14 protein-coding genes and 1 pseudogene are annotated in these 16,690 nt (G+C 36.8%); 2 read left to right on the top strand and 13 right to left on the bottom strand.

From position 1 onward, the window contains the following. Positions 1 to 494: 494 nt before the first annotated feature. A pseudogene (locus tag TERY_RS35430) lies at positions 495 to 740 on the bottom strand (hypothetical protein); the annotation flags it as partial. A gap of 72 nt (positions 741 to 812) precedes the next feature. Between TERY_RS35430 and TERY_RS37495 the strand changes: the two are divergent. After that, on the top strand, positions 813 to 947 hold the full coding sequence (locus tag TERY_RS37495) for a hypothetical protein (RefSeq protein ID WP_370495925.1): 135 nt from the start codon (positions 813 to 815) through the stop codon (positions 945 to 947). A gap of 1 nt (position 948) precedes the next feature. On the opposite strand, the gene modA is transcribed toward TERY_RS37495, so the two are convergent. Continuing rightward, positions 949 to 1,779, bottom strand: a complete 831-nt coding sequence (modA, locus tag TERY_RS19940) for a molybdate ABC transporter substrate-binding protein (RefSeq protein WP_370495923.1) — start codon at positions 1,777 to 1,779, stop codon at positions 949 to 951. Between the two features lie 1,218 nt (positions 1,780 to 2,997). Between modA and TERY_RS19935 the strand changes: the two genes are divergently transcribed. Next, the gene (locus TERY_RS19935) at positions 2,998 to 3,678 is read left to right on the top strand and encodes a hypothetical protein (RefSeq protein ID WP_011613484.1); all 681 of its coding nucleotides are present in this window, start codon (positions 2,998 to 3,000) and stop codon (positions 3,676 to 3,678) included. 199 nt (positions 3,679 to 3,877) lie between these two features. On the opposite strand, the gene TERY_RS19930 is transcribed toward TERY_RS19935, so the two are convergent. The 11 genes from TERY_RS19930 to nifU all read right to left on the bottom strand — a co-directional run bounded on the left by TERY_RS19930 (position 3,878) and on the right by nifU (position 16,389). After that, positions 3,878 to 4,192: a 2Fe-2S iron-sulfur cluster-binding protein gene (locus TERY_RS19930; RefSeq protein ID WP_011613483.1), complete on the bottom strand. Its 315-nt coding sequence runs from the start codon at positions 4,190 to 4,192 to the stop codon at positions 3,878 to 3,880. A gap of 117 nt (positions 4,193 to 4,309) precedes the next feature. After that, on the bottom strand, positions 4,310 to 4,660 hold the full coding sequence (locus tag TERY_RS19925) for a HesB/IscA family protein (RefSeq protein ID WP_011613482.1): 351 nt from the start codon (positions 4,658 to 4,660) through the stop codon (positions 4,310 to 4,312). Between the two features lie 308 nt (positions 4,661 to 4,968). Continuing rightward, positions 4,969 to 5,790, bottom strand: a complete 822-nt coding sequence (locus TERY_RS19920; protein WP_011613481.1) for a HesA/MoeB/ThiF family protein — start codon at positions 5,788 to 5,790, stop codon at positions 4,969 to 4,971. A gap of 251 nt (positions 5,791 to 6,041) precedes the next feature. Next, on the bottom strand, positions 6,042 to 6,353 hold the full coding sequence (nifW, locus tag TERY_RS19915; protein ID WP_011613480.1) for a nitrogenase-stabilizing/protective protein NifW: 312 nt from the start codon (positions 6,351 to 6,353) through the stop codon (positions 6,042 to 6,044). A gap of 204 nt (positions 6,354 to 6,557) precedes the next feature. Next, positions 6,558 to 7,028 (bottom strand): NifX-associated nitrogen fixation protein, encoded by a 471-nt coding sequence (locus TERY_RS19910; protein ID WP_011613479.1) that lies wholly within the window; start codon positions 7,026 to 7,028, stop codon positions 6,558 to 6,560. Between the two features lie 4 nt (positions 7,029 to 7,032). Further along, a complete protein-coding gene (nifX, locus tag TERY_RS19905) occupies positions 7,033 to 7,452 on the bottom strand; it encodes a nitrogen fixation protein NifX (protein WP_011613478.1) in 420 nt (139 codons plus the stop codon). A 188-nt stretch (positions 7,453 to 7,640) separates the two neighbouring features. Continuing rightward, entirely contained in the window at positions 7,641 to 10,451 is a 2,811-nt protein-coding gene (locus TERY_RS28785; RefSeq protein WP_011613477.1) for a bifunctional nitrogenase iron-molybdenum cofactor biosynthesis protein NifEN, read from the bottom strand. A 413-nt stretch (positions 10,452 to 10,864) separates the two neighbouring features. Then, the gene (nifK, locus tag TERY_RS19895; RefSeq protein WP_011613476.1) at positions 10,865 to 12,403 is read right to left on the bottom strand and encodes a nitrogenase molybdenum-iron protein subunit beta; all 1,539 of its coding nucleotides are present in this window, start codon (positions 12,401 to 12,403) and stop codon (positions 10,865 to 10,867) included. Between the two features lie 224 nt (positions 12,404 to 12,627). After that, positions 12,628 to 14,085 carry a nitrogenase molybdenum-iron protein alpha chain gene (gene nifD / locus TERY_RS19890; RefSeq protein WP_011613475.1) on the bottom strand — a complete coding sequence of 486 codons (1,458 nt, stop codon included), beginning with the start codon at positions 14,083 to 14,085 and terminating at the stop codon, positions 12,628 to 12,630. Positions 14,086 to 14,273: 188 nt separating this feature from the next. Further along, the gene (nifH, locus tag TERY_RS19885; RefSeq protein WP_011613474.1) at positions 14,274 to 15,164 is read right to left on the bottom strand and encodes a nitrogenase iron protein; all 891 of its coding nucleotides are present in this window, start codon (positions 15,162 to 15,164) and stop codon (positions 14,274 to 14,276) included. A gap of 349 nt (positions 15,165 to 15,513) precedes the next feature. Next, positions 15,514 to 16,389 carry a Fe-S cluster assembly protein NifU gene (gene nifU, locus TERY_RS19880; RefSeq protein WP_011613473.1) on the bottom strand — a complete coding sequence of 292 codons (876 nt, stop codon included), beginning with the start codon at positions 16,387 to 16,389 and terminating at the stop codon, positions 15,514 to 15,516. Positions 16,390 to 16,690 lie beyond the last annotated feature (301 nt).

Raw genomic sequence — 16,690 nt, 5'->3', positions numbered from 1 at the left:
TCTTTTTTCATTCAATAAACTGTTTTTTTTACTACAGGATAGAGGAGTATTTTATTCCTATAGAAAAAAAAATAGGGACATTCAGTGAAGGGTCTCAAAAGAATAATTTTATTTATAATTAATTACCAGAATATGATATAATTAACTCTAATAGCAGTCGTTACTATTGAAACTGATAGTATAAGTGTTCTCAAATTCAGTAACTTTGAAGACTGATAAAAAACCGGATTTATATTAGATATATTATAAAAATAATATCTACACATATAAACCCGGTTTCTATATTTAGATATGCATTACCAAATTTTACGATGATACAATAAAATTAATGATTTTCCAGAGCTAGGAATATTCCACAGTGCTACCTGTAGGGATAATTTCTGTTTTTCATGGCAAAGGTTTATATGAATTACTTCTACAAAAAACAAAATGTAGAATATACAAATGCTTGACGTAAGTTCTGACAGCATTGGGATTATATTTGTGAGAATTTTTTAGCGATGAACAATGGTACCTATGTGTTCACCATTCACTGCAGCAGTAATATTATCGGGGTTAAAACTATCAACAATTTGAACTTGGCTTATTTGTTGGAAATAATCAAGCAAATCTAACAAAACCCTTTCAAATGGTAAGGTTGCAAAATTACTTTCTCTGACTTCCTTTGTGGAAATTTCTGAGATCAAGCTTGCATCTTTCTTGGTATTAGGGTTTTTCTTGTAAGGTCCCTTTACATCTTTAAGTAAAGTTAGATTTTACACCTAAAACATTCTGCCAATAAAAACGCACCAGAGTCGCTACTATGAGGAGGAATGCATCCAATAGCTGGAGGATTTTTCCATAATGAATATGGAGGAACTCCTGTAAAAATTACTCCAGGAACACTACGAATAAATAAAGGTAAAAGATGTCCGAAAACTTCTGGAGGAATGGCAACTTTTATCTAAATTAATCATCGTTGTTTAGTGTAATAAAGCCATATTTTTCAAATACAGCTTTTGCCTCTGGGGTTAATATAAATTCTTCTAGTTGTTTAGCAGCTTCAATGTTTTTACTATCTTTAATTATTGCCATAGGATATACTATTGGTGTATGAGATTTTTCCGGTGCATTAGCAACAATTTTTGCTCGGCTTGAATCCTTAGTATCTGTCTGATAAACAATTCCAGCATCAACATTTCCTGTTGTTACATAATTGACGATTTGACGCACATTTTTAGCAAAAACTATTTTCGGTTTTACTGTTTCATAAACACCTAGATAACTCAAAATTTCTTGACCATATTTTCCTGCAGGAACACTTTTTGGTTCACCAATAGATATTGTCTTAATAGTGTCTTTTGTTAAATCTTGAAAGGTGTTAATTGAAGCTGTATTTTCTTGGGGAACTATTAACACCATTTTATTTTTGAGTAAGTCACGAAGGCTTTTATCTATTATGAGACCTTTTTCTTGCAACATATTCATGTGGGAAGGAGATGCAGAGATGAATAAATCTACTGGGGCACCTTGTTCAATTTGTTGTCGTAGAGAGCCGGAAGAAGCTAAGTTTAATGTTAAAGAAATATCAGGCTTTTTTTGTTCATAGATAGGTTTAATCTCTGCCATTGCATCTTTGAGACTAGCTGCTGCTGAAATTGTTAAGTTGATTCTGGAAGTGGTAAGCTGAGAATATGAATTATTGGTGTTTGGGCTACAACTAATTATTAATAAAGAAGTAAGTATGGCTATAAATTTGAAGGTAGCGATCGCGCTTTTTTTCATGTCTATTATTCCCATGTTTAAGTTTTCTCAAAGTTATTAATATTGTAGATTTTTTTCTGTTAAAATTCCACGATAAAACAATGTTATATTAGAATCTTCAATATAAATATTAGCCTTCATAATATTTTCAACGGTACTATTAAAAAAGTAGTAAATAGGGCTGTAGATACTGAATTAACTTGATAAATTGCCCCTAGATTAGGAAGCTGATATTTTTCCATTTTCTAGTTATAATTTGTAGTCTAAACCTGCGTTGTTGAGAACTGTTTGTATTATTAAAGGTTTTTAATCATGAGATTATAGATATTTTTTCTAAAGTTTATATGTAATCATGAATTACCCAATAACACTATATATCGCGTACTTTTATATTGAATTTTTAATACTATAATTAGTTTTTTTTATGATAGATATTACTTGAAAAATATATTATTTAGTAACGATAAAATAATAAAATATCTAATTCCAATACGGAGGCGAAATCTAGGTTAAATTTCTCCAATTTGCAACTCAAAAAAATTAGCGATCGCTTCTGCCTCAGTTCTGAAAAGTAATATTTTATCTATAATTATCACATATTGTGTGCAATACTTTCAGGCTTTAAGGCTTGAGCATCAAAGATTAATGTTTTCTCTACAATTTTGGTACTGATACCATTTATCCATAAAGTCGCCTTTAACAAAGGATAATAACTATTAGCAAAATACTTATTCCGGTAATAATTATTAAGGGTATTATTACAGCATTATTACAGAGAAATAGTATGAGAAACTGCTTACTCAAAAACTTAATGCTGTAGATTCACCGGAGCTCATCTTGTCTCCCTATTATTTTCTCTTGAAATTTTTGGGTTTTAGGAAGTATTGAATATTTTGACTTTACAAATTAAGAAATTACTGTATATAAAATGTAGACTAATTATACTTGATTTATTTATTTCAAATGGAGCTAAAAGGACTATATATTAGGCGAAATATTTACTTAAATTTTTAGTCGTTTTAAATTGAAATTTACTCAACCATATTTTTTGTTTTATGGTGAAAAGTGAATAATATTTTCACCTTTTTTATGAAATGAAGAAATAGGTCAGAATATTCTTCACCTTTGTTCTCTTTGAAAAAAAACTGAACTATAATATGATTATTTCTCATAGAATCAGGGTAGTAAACTTATGAAGCTAAGTCATACCAAACTTCTACTTCATAATACTACAATCTACAAGGAATAAATAATATGAACATTGGAACTATATTTGGGAAATTATCAATAGTTGCTGGAGGGTTAATTTTCACAGCTGCTACTGCTGGAAATGCTTATGCTAGTACAATGTTTTTCACTGATGTTAATGCTTTTGATGCATTAACAGATACAACTTTAATAGAAGATTTTGAGGCTTTCTCACTAAAAAATCGGCCTTTGTCATCCTTTGTTAGTAATGGCAATACATATATAGGCCATACTGGTGCACGATATCCCAATGTATGGGTTTCTTCCCCTGGATATACTAATTACGGTGTTCCTATAACTACTAGTAGTATAATTACTGCTACCGGTGATGAAGATTTTACAGTGGAATTTGGTACACCTACGGAAGCAGTAGGATTTGATACTTATCTTAATACTTATGGTCCAGCAACAGTCAATGTTTTTGGTGCTAATAATCTCCTTGATACTTTTGTGCTAAATCAAGACCCAACAACTGTAAGATTTTTAGGAATACTTGCTAGTGAAGAAATTAGTTCTATTCGCTGGACTACTGTAGATGGAGGGAAAATTAATACAGGAATTGATAATATTATCCAAGGCTCAAAGATTGATAATAAATCAACACCAGAACCATCATTACTTATAGGAATAGTAAGCACCTTTGTTATTGCTCTTTTATCCCGAAAGAGACAAGTCATAGTAAAATGACGTCAGGCAGAGGAAAAAACTTCTGTCTTCCTGGCACTAAAATCTAATTATTTAACCAGACATAATATAACTTGGGCAGAGTTACCTCTAAATCAGAAAAGAGCGATCGCTCCTGTTGTCAAAAAGATTTGAGCGGCTAAAAACTTAATAGGGACGTTCCATGGAACGTCCCTAAGATAATAATTATTGACAAGTGTTATTACACAGGTAAATAAGCCTCTTGGTGAGTTTTGATAGTGCAATCAGAACGAGGATAAGTAACACACATTAATAGGAAGCCTTTTTCCATCACTTCGTCATCTAAGAAGTTTTGGTCTTCTTGATCTATTTCACCTTCAACTAATCTACCAGTGCAGCTAGAGCAAGCTCCAGCACGGCAAGAAACAGGTAAATCTATGCCTGCTTCGTCGGCAGCATCTAGTATATAGGTATCCTCATCAACATCGATGGTGACATCCATTTCTGGGGGTTTGTTTTTCTTGCCTTTGATTAATCTTACTTTATAAGTAGTCATTGGTTTTATTCTCCTTTTTGTTTAATGAAAAATTGTGTGAATGAGCTATCAGCTATCAGCTATCAACTTTAACAAGATTTACTTGCTAAATGTGATTACTAAGTGCTAAAAACTATATTAACTGCAAGGTACTGCTGTGGGGGTGCAGCTACCTGCCTGGAAAGATTTTCCGCAACTACAAGTTTCTGTGGCGTTGGGGTTAATAAACTTTAAACCGCCTTCTGTGAGACTTTCTATGTAGTCAACTACAACTCCTTCTAATAAAGGCGCGCTTTTAGGATCTATAAATATTCGTAACTGATCTTTTTCAAGGAGCAAGTCATCTGTCTTAGGAGCATTAGCAATATTCAAGGAATATTGATAGCCACTGCAACCTCCATCCACAACAGAGATGCGGATGCCTTGATTTGAGTCTTGCAGGAACTTTGTCAGTTGAGAAGCAGCTTTTTCTGTTAAACTCAGAGTCATAATCTTTAGGAAAAGTAATTTATACTTACCGATAAAATAATTATCCAGATAGGCGACACCCGTCTCTTGTCTGGCTTAGTGAATTTAGTATTGTCAGGAAAAATGTTACTTTAAGAGGCTATAGGTAAATCAGACTAACACTTAAACTGATTGTATTGCTCATACAAGTGCACCCTGAATTTTGAAAGTTATCGCCTCAGTGTCAGTCTGATCTTACTGCACATCGCTGTCGCGAACGTACACCCTAAAATATTTTAAACTTGCCGTATATATTAATTCCTTATTTATAACTTAAACCAAAGGTCTAACTATAAACTGTTTGTTGTGATCATTTCTGTCGTAAAATTATTCTTAATAGCTATAGAGTCAGCTACTAATTCTCTACTGAGAGAACCGCAAACCTGACAGTTGGGGTCATGGTAGGGGCGAAGTTTAGCAAATTCCATGCTATCCAAATTCATTGTTAGCAGTTGTGACCACAAGGGTTTACTAAATCCTGTAATCTGTTTGATAGCTTCTGAAGCTGCTAGACAAGCTAAAGTTCCAGAAACTATCCCCAATACTCCGAACCCACGTCTGTCCCACTGTGGTTTTTCTGGGAACAGACAAGACAAACAAGGAGTTTTACCAGGATCTATGGTGGTTAAATAAGCTTCCATACTATTCATGGCAGCTTCCACCATTGGTTTGCGCCAACGTACACAGGCAGCATTCAGTAAATTCCGTTCGTCAAAGTTGTGGGCACAGTCTATAGCAATATCAGCAGACTGTACCAATGGGTCGACATTTTCAGCCGTAACATATTCGGGAACTGCTTCAATTTCAATATCTGGGTTAATGGCAGATAGAGTTTCCTTTGCTTTGTCTACTCGGACTTTACCCACCCAGTCGTCTGTCATCAAGATTTGACGGTTCATGTCATCAAGCCGTAGTTCTCCACCTCGGACTAAAATTAATTTCCCGATACCTGCTACTGCTAAATACAATGCTACCGTGCCACCTAAGCCACCAACTCCAGTTACTACTGCTGTTGTTGACTTGAGTCGTTGCTGTGCTTCCTCTCCAAAGCCCGGGAGCATCATTTGACGACTATAACGTTCTAATTCTTTTGGTGTAAGGTTGGAGATCATTTCAGTTATTACTTATCAGTTATTCAGTACCCCTAGCAATAAGGAAACTTAAAATCCAAAATTTCCTTTGACCAGAGCTGTTGTTGACTTGAGTCACTGCTGTGGTTCCTCTCCAAAGCCTGGGAGTATCATTTCAGTTATTAATTAATAGTACCTCCAGCAATAGGGAGACTTGAACCCAAAATTTATTTTTTGATCCCCTTAAAAGGGCTGGAGGCAATTAACTTTATCTATTCGTGAAAGTTTTCTCCTTACTCAGCACTAATTTCTGTTAATTTAACCACATCTTTGTGTTCTTTTTGAAAGACTGGAAATACTTTTTGTTCTTGAGCATTAGATGTCAAAAAAGTTTTATAAGCTGATTCTAATCCTGCTTTATATGCAGTTATTTTTTCTGTTTCAGTCAGTTTAGTGTTTTCGTCAACTTCTGCAATTGCTGAAGAGAAAACTTTTAATATATGGAGGCGATTTACATTTACAGTTGTTTGGTCAAAAGGAATTTCAAAAAAATTGAGAAAGTCTTCTGCATCTACTAGTTCGTTGAAATTTTTTAATGTTTTCATGATGATGAACCTCAGTGTTATTTAATAGTGGATATTTCTCATTAATAATGAGAGATAAAAATAACAATAAATGTTGCCAACTTTAATTGAGTTGGAGATTTTTGAGAACAACAAAAATTGTCATATTTTCCTATATAGAGGCTGTTAAATATTCACAGAATATTTATATAATTTACCTCTCAAACTCAGGAAAAGCTTAATTTTTTATAGTTTACAAACTTCTTTATATTTTTTCGCCAACTCAATGCCAGCTTTAGCCATTTTTTCTCCTTCATCTTCCATTTTTTCTAGAGAAGTAAACCCAAAACGTTGAGCATCTCGTAAAGTTCTAGCAACCACCAAAAGACGACCGCAAAATACCAAAGCCCAACCAAATCCTTCATGGTTGATATTAACAACTACTTGCATAATTTCATTAGTTTCTAATTCAATGCTAGTAGCTATTGCATTGTAGAATAACTTAATTCGAGCCAAAGTCATGGGGTTGACTTCTTCATCAGTAGAAATCTGGCGCTTTTCTTGCTTGCTAACAATGTAAGGCTTAAGAATTAATTCGGGAGACCAAGATTTATATACTCCATAGGAGTCCTGAGCTTGAATTGATCTAATTAATTCCTTAATAAAAGGTGCAGAATAAATGTCAGTTGTTGTTGTTGTTTCTGTTTGAACTGTCATAGTTTTATACCTCTTCAAGTGCAGCTTCTAAGTCAGATTCAGAAGATTTTTGTAAAGCTTTCCTTAACCAAGGGGGGGGATTGCCTTTTAATGTTTGTACCAATTTATCAAGGACTTCAGCAATTGTTTGTTCTTCTGAAGTTGACTTCATTGGAGTAACTTTTTTATTAATTAAACGACCTGCTGCCGGTCCACCAATTTCTAGCACATAAACGATCGTGCAGTCGAGCAAAGCTTCAACCTTGGCATGAAGTTTTTCTAGTTTATCTTGCTTGGAAGCATCTTGCTCTAAATTACCACCAAAAGTCATGGGTTCTAGAGCTTGATATCCTGTGTCATTTATTTCATACAATGCCATTTGTTTGGCAGAACCAAAGTGACCATCTATATGAATAAAATCAGTTGTGGCAAATGCAACTTTCATTGTTACTTTTTCTCCTTATTGTATGTACCAAAAACTAATAGAAAAAAACTATTAGCCCTTGATAACAAGCTTGTGGGTTCACAGACTAAAATAAACGGCAAAATCAGGCAATTGTTAAAATTTGTTCCAATTTTTTATCTTGTCAAACTATTAGTTTAACTCAGCCTGAATGCCAAAGATTCATTTATTTATGCCTGAGTACTTAATAATGAATAATCATTGGTGTGAATTTTTGATTCCTCTTGCTCTAGGAAAATATTACCAATATCAAATAATAAATTCATTGTACCACGGTAACCAACAGAACAACGTTGACCATTACCAAGGCGATCGTAAATTGGCATTCCCATCCGATAGAGATCAATATTTAACTTCTCAGATATTATCTTACCACGAGAATTGGTAATTAGTAAATCCGAACCTGCTGCCACTTCTTCTAAATCTCCCAAGTCCCCAACTATCACATTTTCCGTAGGTAATTTTTCAAGTAACGGCGATCGCGTAGTTGTGACAGCAGAATGAATATCTCCCCCCATTTCTCGCACAAACCAACTTGTTGCCCAAAGTAAATCTGGTTCCAGGGCAATAGATACTTGCTTATGCCCAAAATAGAAGTGAGTATCCAACATCGCATCCTGTAACTGACGGCGTTGGCGTAGGTATTTCTCAGGAACTTCACAGCCTTTGTCAAGATGAGGATCAATTCGAGATACAATTAGCTGAGACAATTTTAACATGAAACTATCTACAGCACCCAAACCAGTCAACCGAGAGAACACTTGATATTGAGTACCAAATTTTTCTTGCAAAATTATAGCTGCATTTCGCATACTTTCCCCAATAGCAAAGGTGAAAGATGAGTGACGTAAATTACGCAAATCCTCTATTGTGGTACCACCTGAGCTTGTAGCACTATAAATATCATCAATTAAATGCCCGTCCAAAGACTGAGATAAGTCCGGTACAACTATTGGAATGAACCCAAAATCTTCTACAATATCCTTGATTTCCTGGACATCTCCAGGAGCAAGACAAGAACCAGCTAAAATTGTAATCAAAGGTTTTTTAATTTCTTTGGGAATAGGCTCCCCATAATCATAACCTACTATACATTCTACTGTAGTAGCAAAACCGTCCTGAGCAGAACCCTTATAATCTGGACTAGAAACATTTAATATGGGGAACCCATCTAATTCTGGATGCTCTTCCCTAAATTTCTTAAGAATACGCTCCATGTCATCCCCTCTGGTTTCAGTTAAACCAGTAGTCAACAAACCAATTACCTTTGGTTTTGACTTCTCAAGCTGAGTCAGCAGCGCTTTATCAATGTTATCCTCCCCTCCCAAAATAGTTGTCACTTCACTCATAGCAGTAGTAGACAAGGGAATAGCTTCCTGGAAGTGATTCACCAATAATACCTTAGCAAAAGCAGTACAACCTTGAGTACCGTGGAACATTGGCATCATCCCATTAATTCCTAAGTATGCTAAAGCCGCACCCAAAGGTTGACTGAGTTTCAGAGGATTTGTGGATAATGATTGTTTATGAAAATTGACTGTTGTTGGTGGAATATTAGTTAAACTTGGTAAAGTTTCAACAGCCAAAACATCATCTAACTGACATGCCTCTAACCAAGGTGCCGGTTGTCTCACCTGTTCCCAAACCGGACTATAGAGAGCTTCATCTAATTCTTTAGCCATTTCTATCATCCCATGATATCCGGCGTAGGGATGATGACGTTCTTGGTTAATGTGTAAAAAGGGAATTCGGGCTTTGAGAGCAGTATACTGGTTACGACCACCTGCTATAAGCATATCAGCTTTAGTCTCGGCAATTACTTTTAAGAGTATTTCGGCATTACCTTTTTCTAGCAAAATACCATCTTTACCGAGCAACTTTTTGATTTTAGCCTTATCCTCTTCTGTACTTTTCTTGGTGCTAGTAGCAACCACATCCATCTCTAAATCTTTAGCTGCCGAAATAATAGACCAACTTTTCACCCCACCTGTGTAGAGTACAACTTTTTTACCTTTTAGACGTTGGCGATAGGGTTCTAATATTTCTTCAAGAATAGTTGTTTCTTCAGCGATCAGTTTTTCTGTCCGTTCTTGCAGGCCAGCATCCCCAATTTTGGCAGCAATATTCCGGAGGCAGTTATTAATATCAGCAACACCATAAAATGATTCTTCAATGTAAGGAATGCCATATTCTTCCTCCATTTTTCGTGCCATATTGATCATAGCTTTAGAGCAGATCATAACGTTGAGTTTGGCACGGTGGGCATAACAAACTTCTTTGTAAGTAGCATCTCCCGTGATTTTTGACAATACCCGAATGCCAACTTTTTCAAACAGGGGTAACATTGCCCACATTTCCCCAGCAATATTATATTCCCCAATTAGGTTTATGTCATAAGGTGTAGTAAATTCAGGTTCTGCCGTACCTACTACATGGTCTAATAATGCTTCTGCGCCAACCCGGTTACCCAGATTTTTGCTACCGATGAAACCAGGAGAGTTAACGGGAATGACCGGAATTTCTAATTTTTTAGTAGCGACTTTACAAACTGTTTCTAGGTCATCTCCAATTAAAGCAGTAACACAGGTGGCATAGACAAATATAGCAGGAGGTTGATAACGTTTTTTTAATTCAGCGATCGCCCTCAATAATTTTTTCTCTCCGCCCATAATAATGTCATTTTCACCCATATCAGTGGTGAAACCCATTTTGTATAGATGGGAACTGGAGGAAAGACTTCCACGAGCTCCCCAGGAGTTACCAGAACAACCTAAAGGACCGTGAACCAGGTGAGCTGCATCTGTAATTGGAACTAGAGCAATACTAGCACCATCAAAGGCACAACCCCCTTGAGCAGCTCCGGGTGCTGCTTGTTGCTGGCAGCCTTTCTGTTTTTTATCTCCGTTATTTTTTTGATGGTTGTGTTCGCAACCTGGCTCATTTAAAAGTTCGGCAACTTTGCCTGGGGTTATCATAGCCATGTTATTAAGTCTCTTTATTAACTACTATGGGGCGGGGATGGAGTATTTAATCTTAGAATGACAAATTTTTATTATGATTTTTGTATAAAGGTTAGCATTTTGTCGGTTGGGTTAAGTAACGAAACCTAACAAATAGATTTTAGTAATGAATTGACACATCTAAAAGAGTGCGGACGACAGACTACTAAATCCATTATATAGTTTGAATTTATGCCGTATCAAGTAGCCGACTGGACTGTTGCTAAAATAGTGCGTCTGCTGCTCAATGAAACGAGAATATATCCAAAACAGACAAATCTGCAAATAAAGTAGAAGGATATAAAAAAAGGAGGGAAACTTGTAACTTTACCTCCTTTATTGAAATAGCCAGTGCCACTAATATAACTAACACTGACTTTTTTTGTGGCGATCGCTTAACGAACCAAGTCAAAAGATGTATCGTTAACACCTAGATCCATGCTACCACGGTCTAATTCATCAAGGATAGTATTAACGATCCAGTTGATGAGGTTGAATGCTCCCTTATATCCTAAGATAGAATAACGGTGTTGGTGATGGCGGTCGAAAATAGGATAGCCAATACGTACTAATGGAGTACCAGTGTCACGTTGTAGGAACTTACCGTATGAGTTACCAATTAACAAATCAACTGGCTCAGTATCCAACAATGAACGTAAGTGCCATAAGTCCTTACCGATCCAAACTGTAGCTTCTTTGCCATTAGGATCATTAGCTAACAATTCCTTAGCTTCTTCTTCAAAACCAGCAACGTTACCGTTATTTACAACAACGTGAACTGGTTGCATACCTAATTCTAGAGTGAAATTCAACAAGCCCAATACATGGTCAGGATCACCGTAGATAGCAATACGCTTACCGTGCAACCAAGCTTGAGAGTCAGTGATAGCATCAACTACACGACCACGCTCAATTTCTAACTCTTCAGGAATAGCCTTACCAGTCAATTCAGACAAAGCCATTAAGAACTCATCTGTACCACGAACACCAATAGGGCGGTATGTAGCTGTTTTTTGACCACCTTCTTGTTTCAGGTACTCTAGAGTCTTAGGAGTGCTGTATTTTTGGAAGGAAATAGTAGCTTTAGCATTGATGGAATCACCCGCTTCTTCTAGAGTTGTACCACCATTGTACATCTTGAATTCACCCAAGTTAGGAGAATCAAAACTCTCAGCGTTGTCAGCTAAAACAGTGCTAGGAACATCCATTAAAGACAGAATATTCTTTAAATCCCGGATGTTGCCAATGTAAGGGTCGAAACCAGGGATAAAGTTGATTTTTCCATTATCAGTTTCTGTCTTCTTACCGTCAGTAAGAGCTATTAGGATACCCTTGAGCATATTGTCATAGCCTGTGATATGAGAACCAACAAAGCTAGGAGTGTGAGCAAAAGGAACTGGGAAATCTTGAGGTACTGCACCTTCATTTTTGGAGTTGGTAATGAATGAACCCAAGTCATCTCCAATTACCTCTGCCATACAAGTGGTGCAAAGAGCAATCATTTTAGGCTTGTACAAAGCATAAGAGTTTGCCAAACCATCAATCATATTTTTCAGACCACCAAATACAGCAGCATCTTCAGTCATAGAAGAGGAAACCGCTTGGAATGGTTCTTTGTAGTTACGAGTTAAGTGAGAACGGAAGTAAGCAACACATCCTTGAGAACCATGTACAAAAGGAAGAGTTCCTTCAAAACCTGCAGCTGCAAATATTGCACCTAAAGGCTGACAAGCTTTAGCAGGGTTGATAGTTAGAGCCTCACGAGCAAAGTTCTTCTCACGATATTCCCAACTTTTTGTCCACTCACGAACTCTTTCTATTTCTTCTTTGGAAGCACCGCCTTCAAATTCTCTTTTCCGAGCGAACATTTCTTGGTATTCTGGCTCTTGGAAAAGTTGAAAGTGATCTTTAATTTTGTCTACATTCTGACTCATGGTGTTTATCCTCTATAGTATTCTTCAGAAGGAAGGGGGAAGAAAGAAATACAACTTCTAACTCCCAATTCCCAGTCAAATCTTTTGTTTGTGTATTGGGGTTGCCGTAGCAATAATAGCATTACCCCATTTCCATTCCTAAATTGATCTTCAAAGCCAAAAGGTTAAATTAATACTTTTAACTTTTAACTTTTAAATCTATAACTTCCGCGTAGCGGCTGGTTCTACTTAGCTTGCTTCCAAGGAGCTTTGATTAAGTTCCAAGTTGGGCTATTGAGAGCTAGATCCATGTCACGAGCGAAGATAGCGAATCCGTCATAACCGTGATAAGGACCAGAATAATCCCAAGAGTGCATTTGACGGAATGGCATACCCATCTTCTGGAAAACATACTTCTCTTTAATACCAGAAGCAATTAAATCTGGCTTTAATTTCTTAGCAAATTCTTCAAATTCGTAGCCACTAACGTCATCATAGATTAGAGTACCTTCTTGAGCATAGTCAGCAGTACGCTTGTAGTCGTCACCGTGACCAAATTCATAACCAGTACCAATAACTTCCATTCCTAAATCGTCAAAAGCAGGAATAATGTGACGTGGACGGAGACCACCAACCATCATCATTACTTTCTTGCCTTCTAAACGAGGACGATACTTAGCAATTACTGCATCAGCTTGTTCTTGATATCTAGCAATTACTTTTTCTGTGTTTTCCTTGATTTTGTCATCAAAGAAAGAAGCAATCTTCCGGAGAGACTTAGCAATTTGACTAGGACCGAAGAAGTTGAACTCAACCCAAGGTATACCATACTCTTCTTCCATGTAACGGCAGATATAGTTCATAGAACGATAGCAGTGGATGAGGTTTAAGTTCACCCTAGGAGCCATGAATACTTCGTTATAAGTACCGTCACCTGTTGCTTGGCTAACAACTCTTAAGCCAATTTCATCTAATAACAAACGAGAACTCCAACCGTCACCACCGATGTTGTAATCAGCAATTAAGGATACGTCATAAGGAGTCTTCTCAAAACCAATTTCTTCGTTAGTAACTTTAGCAGAAGGTTCGTATACCCAGTCACGCACTGTGTCGTTAGCAATGTGGTGACCTAATGACTGAGAAACACCACGGAAACCTTCGCAACGTACTGGTACAACTGGCTTATTGAGTTCTTTGCTAGCTTTTTTCGCTACCGCTTCAATGTCATCACCAATTAGACCTACTGGACATTCAGATTCAATTGTGATACCAGCATTCAGAGGGAATAACTCTTCAATTTCGTTCATAATTTTGGCGAGCTTTTTGTCTCCACCAAAAACAATATCTCTCTCTTGGAAATCTGAGGTGAATTGCATTGTACCGAAAGTATCAACACCAGTTACACCGTTATAGTAGTTACGACGACCTGCCCAAGAGTAGTAACCGCAACCAACAGGACCGTGACTAATGTGAACCATGTCCTTAACAGGACCCCAAACCACACCTTTCGCTCCAGCAAATGCACAACCACGAGTTGTCATTACACCAGGAACTGATTTTACGTTAGACTTAACGCCACAGTCAGCTCCTTTTTCTTCGATTACGTTAAGGTGCTTTTTCCGTCTCTTAGCAGCTTTCGCGGGATAAGCGTCTAAGACTTCTTGAATTAACTGTTTATTCTGTTCAATCTTTTCAGATGCCATGTTACATATCTCCTTTCGGATATTTGAATATTTTGGTATTTGAGTTTTGTATTAATAGGGGCAGTTACCTTTTGAGTATATACAAAATCTACCCCTACAAATTAATTAAGAAAAACTCATCACTAATTGTTTTTTTTAGATGGGGTGTATTTTGTACATCCCCACTTTTGTGCTCAAAGATTTTAAGCTTATTTAGCTGCTGTTGCTTTTATAGCTGCATCTTGTGCTGCAATTTGTTTCTGACGATCTTCTTCGTCACCTAATAGACCGAACTCAATTAACAACTCTTCTAATTCATCCATTTCTAGAGGAGTAGGAATAGTTAGTTTTTCGTTGTTGATTATCTTTTGAGCTAATTGATCGTACTCTTGAGCTTGGTTATCTTCTGGAGCGTATTGCTCAACAGTCATACGACGAATTTCAGCGCGCTGTACAACGTTGTCGCGAGGTACGAAGTGAATCATTTGAGTGTTGAGACGAGCTGCTAAGTTCTCAATTAACTCAGTTTCACGATCAACTTTACGGCTGTTGCAGATTAAACCACCTAAACGGACACCACCAGCATGAGCATACTTAAGAACACCACGAGCGATGTTGTTAGCAGCATACATAGCCATCATCTCACCGGAACATACGATGTAGATTTCTTGAGCTTTGTTTTCACGGATAGGCATTGCAAATCCACCGCAAACAACGTCACCTAGTACGTCATAGCTTACGAAGTCTAGATCGGTATAAGCTCCTTCTTCTTCTAGGAAGTTGATAGCAGTAATAATACCACGGCCAGCGCAACCTACACCAGGCTCAGGACCACCAGACTCAACACACTTAATGCCACCGAAACCTGGTTTCAATACTTCATCTAGTTCTACGTCTTCAACTGCACCGCGCTCAGCAGCAACGTGAAGTACAGTAGTTTGAGCTTTAGCGTTTAAGATTAAACGAGTAGAGTCAGCTTTAGGGTCACAACCTACGATCATGATTCTTTGACCGTGACGGTTAGCCATTGCAGCTAGAGTATTCTGAGAAGTAGTGGACTTACCGATACCACCTTTTCCGTAAAATGCAATCTGACGCATGATAAATTCTCTCCGTTTTGTTAGCGTATTTGACTTAAAATTATGAACGAATGTATTTTTTTTTGCTGTGTAAGGGTTTCCTTAGATTTTATGTTTGGTGGCTGCTGTTTCTAGGGCTTTTGACTTTACAGCACAACATTCGTAATTTTGTTCACTTAAGAACAGCGTGTATCTAGCAGCAACATTAGAGTGCCCGGAGGCGCTCGCCCTAAAGCTTGATCAGGTATTACCTGCATATATAAAATTGTGATTAATGTATTAGCTTTATTGGTTTTTTGTGGCTTTCACTCAACAGTTAATTTTTTAAATTTGATTGAAGACACCTTGATAACTGATATTTGTAACTATTTTATACCGCTTCTACTACAAGACTTTCACTAACTCGTTCTTTTAATGTAGCTTCGATCGCTCCTTTTAGCGTTACTAGCACATTACTGCAAGAACCACAAGCTCCTTTGAGTTTGACTAGCACGCGATCGCCATCTACATCGAATAACTCAACATCTCCTCCATCTTCGGCGAGAACTGGCCTCACCTCTTGTTGTAATACTTGCTGAATTAATGTAATTTTTTGCAAGTTTGTCAGGTTGGTTGCTGGTTTAGTAGTTGTAGGAATTTGTTGCGTTGTAGTGTCTGGCGCTTCATAAACCGATGCGACGAGATCATCAATATCTGCCAGACAAGAACCACAACCACCACCAGCTTTGACATAGTTTGTTACTTCTTCCGCTGTTTTGAGATTGTTTTCCAAAATAACTCGCTTAATCTTGTTTTCTGTTATCGCAAAACAACTACAAACTAATGATCCTTCGTCGTCTTCTTCGTGAACTTCTACTTCAATACCTTTGTACTTAAATATTGCCGCTTCTAATGCTTCCTCTCCCATGACTGAACAGTGCATTTTTTCTTCTGGCAGCCCTCCCAGGTATCCGGCAATATCCTGGTTTTTAATATTCATGGCTTCGTCTATGGTTTTGCCTTTGAGCATTGCTGTTAGGGCAGAAGATGAAGCTATCGCACTTGCACAGCCAAAGGTTTGAAATTTGGCATCTAATATTTCACCGGAGGCTTCATTTACTTTGAGGTGTAGACTTAAAGCATCTCCACAGGCTATACTTCCTACTTCACCACTAACTATCTTTTCCCCCTCTTTTTTGTCTGTAATAGTTCCTTGGTTTTGGGGGTTATAGAACAAATCCATTACCTTTTCAGTATATTCCCACATAGCTTTTATTGTTTAGAACACCCTAATTTTACTGATGAAAAATTCTGCTTTTTCTTGAAGTTTAATACCCAGTTAGTAGAGTAGTAACTTATTAATTTTAAGAAGTGGGTTAAACTTGATATTATTAGTATTACACATTTTTTAGAATCAAGCAACCCCTTTTTACCTTATTTTTTCCTAAAATTTTATAACTTTTAAATGATTGGCATCAAAATTACTTACTACTCCTAGAAATTATATTCTTATATTCTTATATTCTAGGCTAGGAAATATTTTTTTTGTTGAATTTAATACAATTTTG

Source organism: Trichodesmium erythraeum IMS101 (genome assembly GCF_000014265.1).
In the GTDB taxonomy this organism is placed as follows: Bacteria; Cyanobacteriota; Cyanobacteriia; order Cyanobacteriales; family Microcoleaceae; genus Trichodesmium; species Trichodesmium erythraeum.
The sequence above is the reverse complement of the archived record's forward strand: the minus strand, read 5'-3'. Positions and strand labels throughout refer to the sequence as shown.

Excerpts from the sequence above, each read along its gene's own strand:
- nifU (WP_011613473.1), bottom strand. The coding sequence starts at position 16,389 with ATGTGGGAATATACTGAAAAGGTAATGGATTTGTTCTATAACCCCCAA.
- TERY_RS19920 (WP_011613481.1), bottom strand. The coding sequence starts at position 5,790 with ATGATCTCCAACCTTACACCAAAAGAATTAGAACGTTATAGTCGTCAA.
- nifW (WP_011613480.1), bottom strand. The coding sequence starts at position 6,353 with ATGAAAACATTAAAAAATTTCAACGAACTAGTAGATGCAGAAGACTTT.
- TERY_RS28785 (WP_011613477.1), bottom strand. The coding sequence starts at position 10,451 with ATGGCTATGATAACCCCAGGCAAAGTTGCCGAACTTTTAAATGAGCCA.
- TERY_RS19930 (WP_011613483.1), bottom strand. The coding sequence starts at position 4,192 with ATGACTACTTATAAAGTAAGATTAATCAAAGGCAAGAAAAACAAACCC.
- TERY_RS19935 (WP_011613484.1), top strand. The coding sequence starts at position 2,998 with ATGAACATTGGAACTATATTTGGGAAATTATCAATAGTTGCTGGAGGG.
- nifK (WP_011613476.1), bottom strand. The coding sequence starts at position 12,403 with ATGAGTCAGAATGTAGACAAAATTAAAGATCACTTTCAACTTTTCCAA.
- nifH (WP_011613474.1), bottom strand. The coding sequence starts at position 15,164 with ATGCGTCAGATTGCATTTTACGGAAAAGGTGGTATCGGTAAGTCCACT.
- nifX (WP_011613478.1), bottom strand. The coding sequence starts at position 7,452 with ATGAAAGTTGCATTTGCCACAACTGATTTTATTCATATAGATGGTCAC.
- nifD (WP_011613475.1), bottom strand. The coding sequence starts at position 14,085 with ATGGCATCTGAAAAGATTGAACAGAATAAACAGTTAATTCAAGAAGTC.
- TERY_RS37495 (WP_370495925.1), top strand. The coding sequence starts at position 813 with ATGCATCCAATAGCTGGAGGATTTTTCCATAATGAATATGGAGGAACT.
- modA (WP_370495923.1), bottom strand. The coding sequence starts at position 1,779 with ATGGGAATAATAGACATGAAAAAAAGCGCGATCGCTACCTTCAAATTT.
- TERY_RS19925 (WP_011613482.1), bottom strand. The coding sequence starts at position 4,660 with ATGACTCTGAGTTTAACAGAAAAAGCTGCTTCTCAACTGACAAAGTTC.
- TERY_RS19910 (WP_011613479.1), bottom strand. The coding sequence starts at position 7,028 with ATGACAGTTCAAACAGAAACAACAACAACAACTGACATTTATTCTGCA.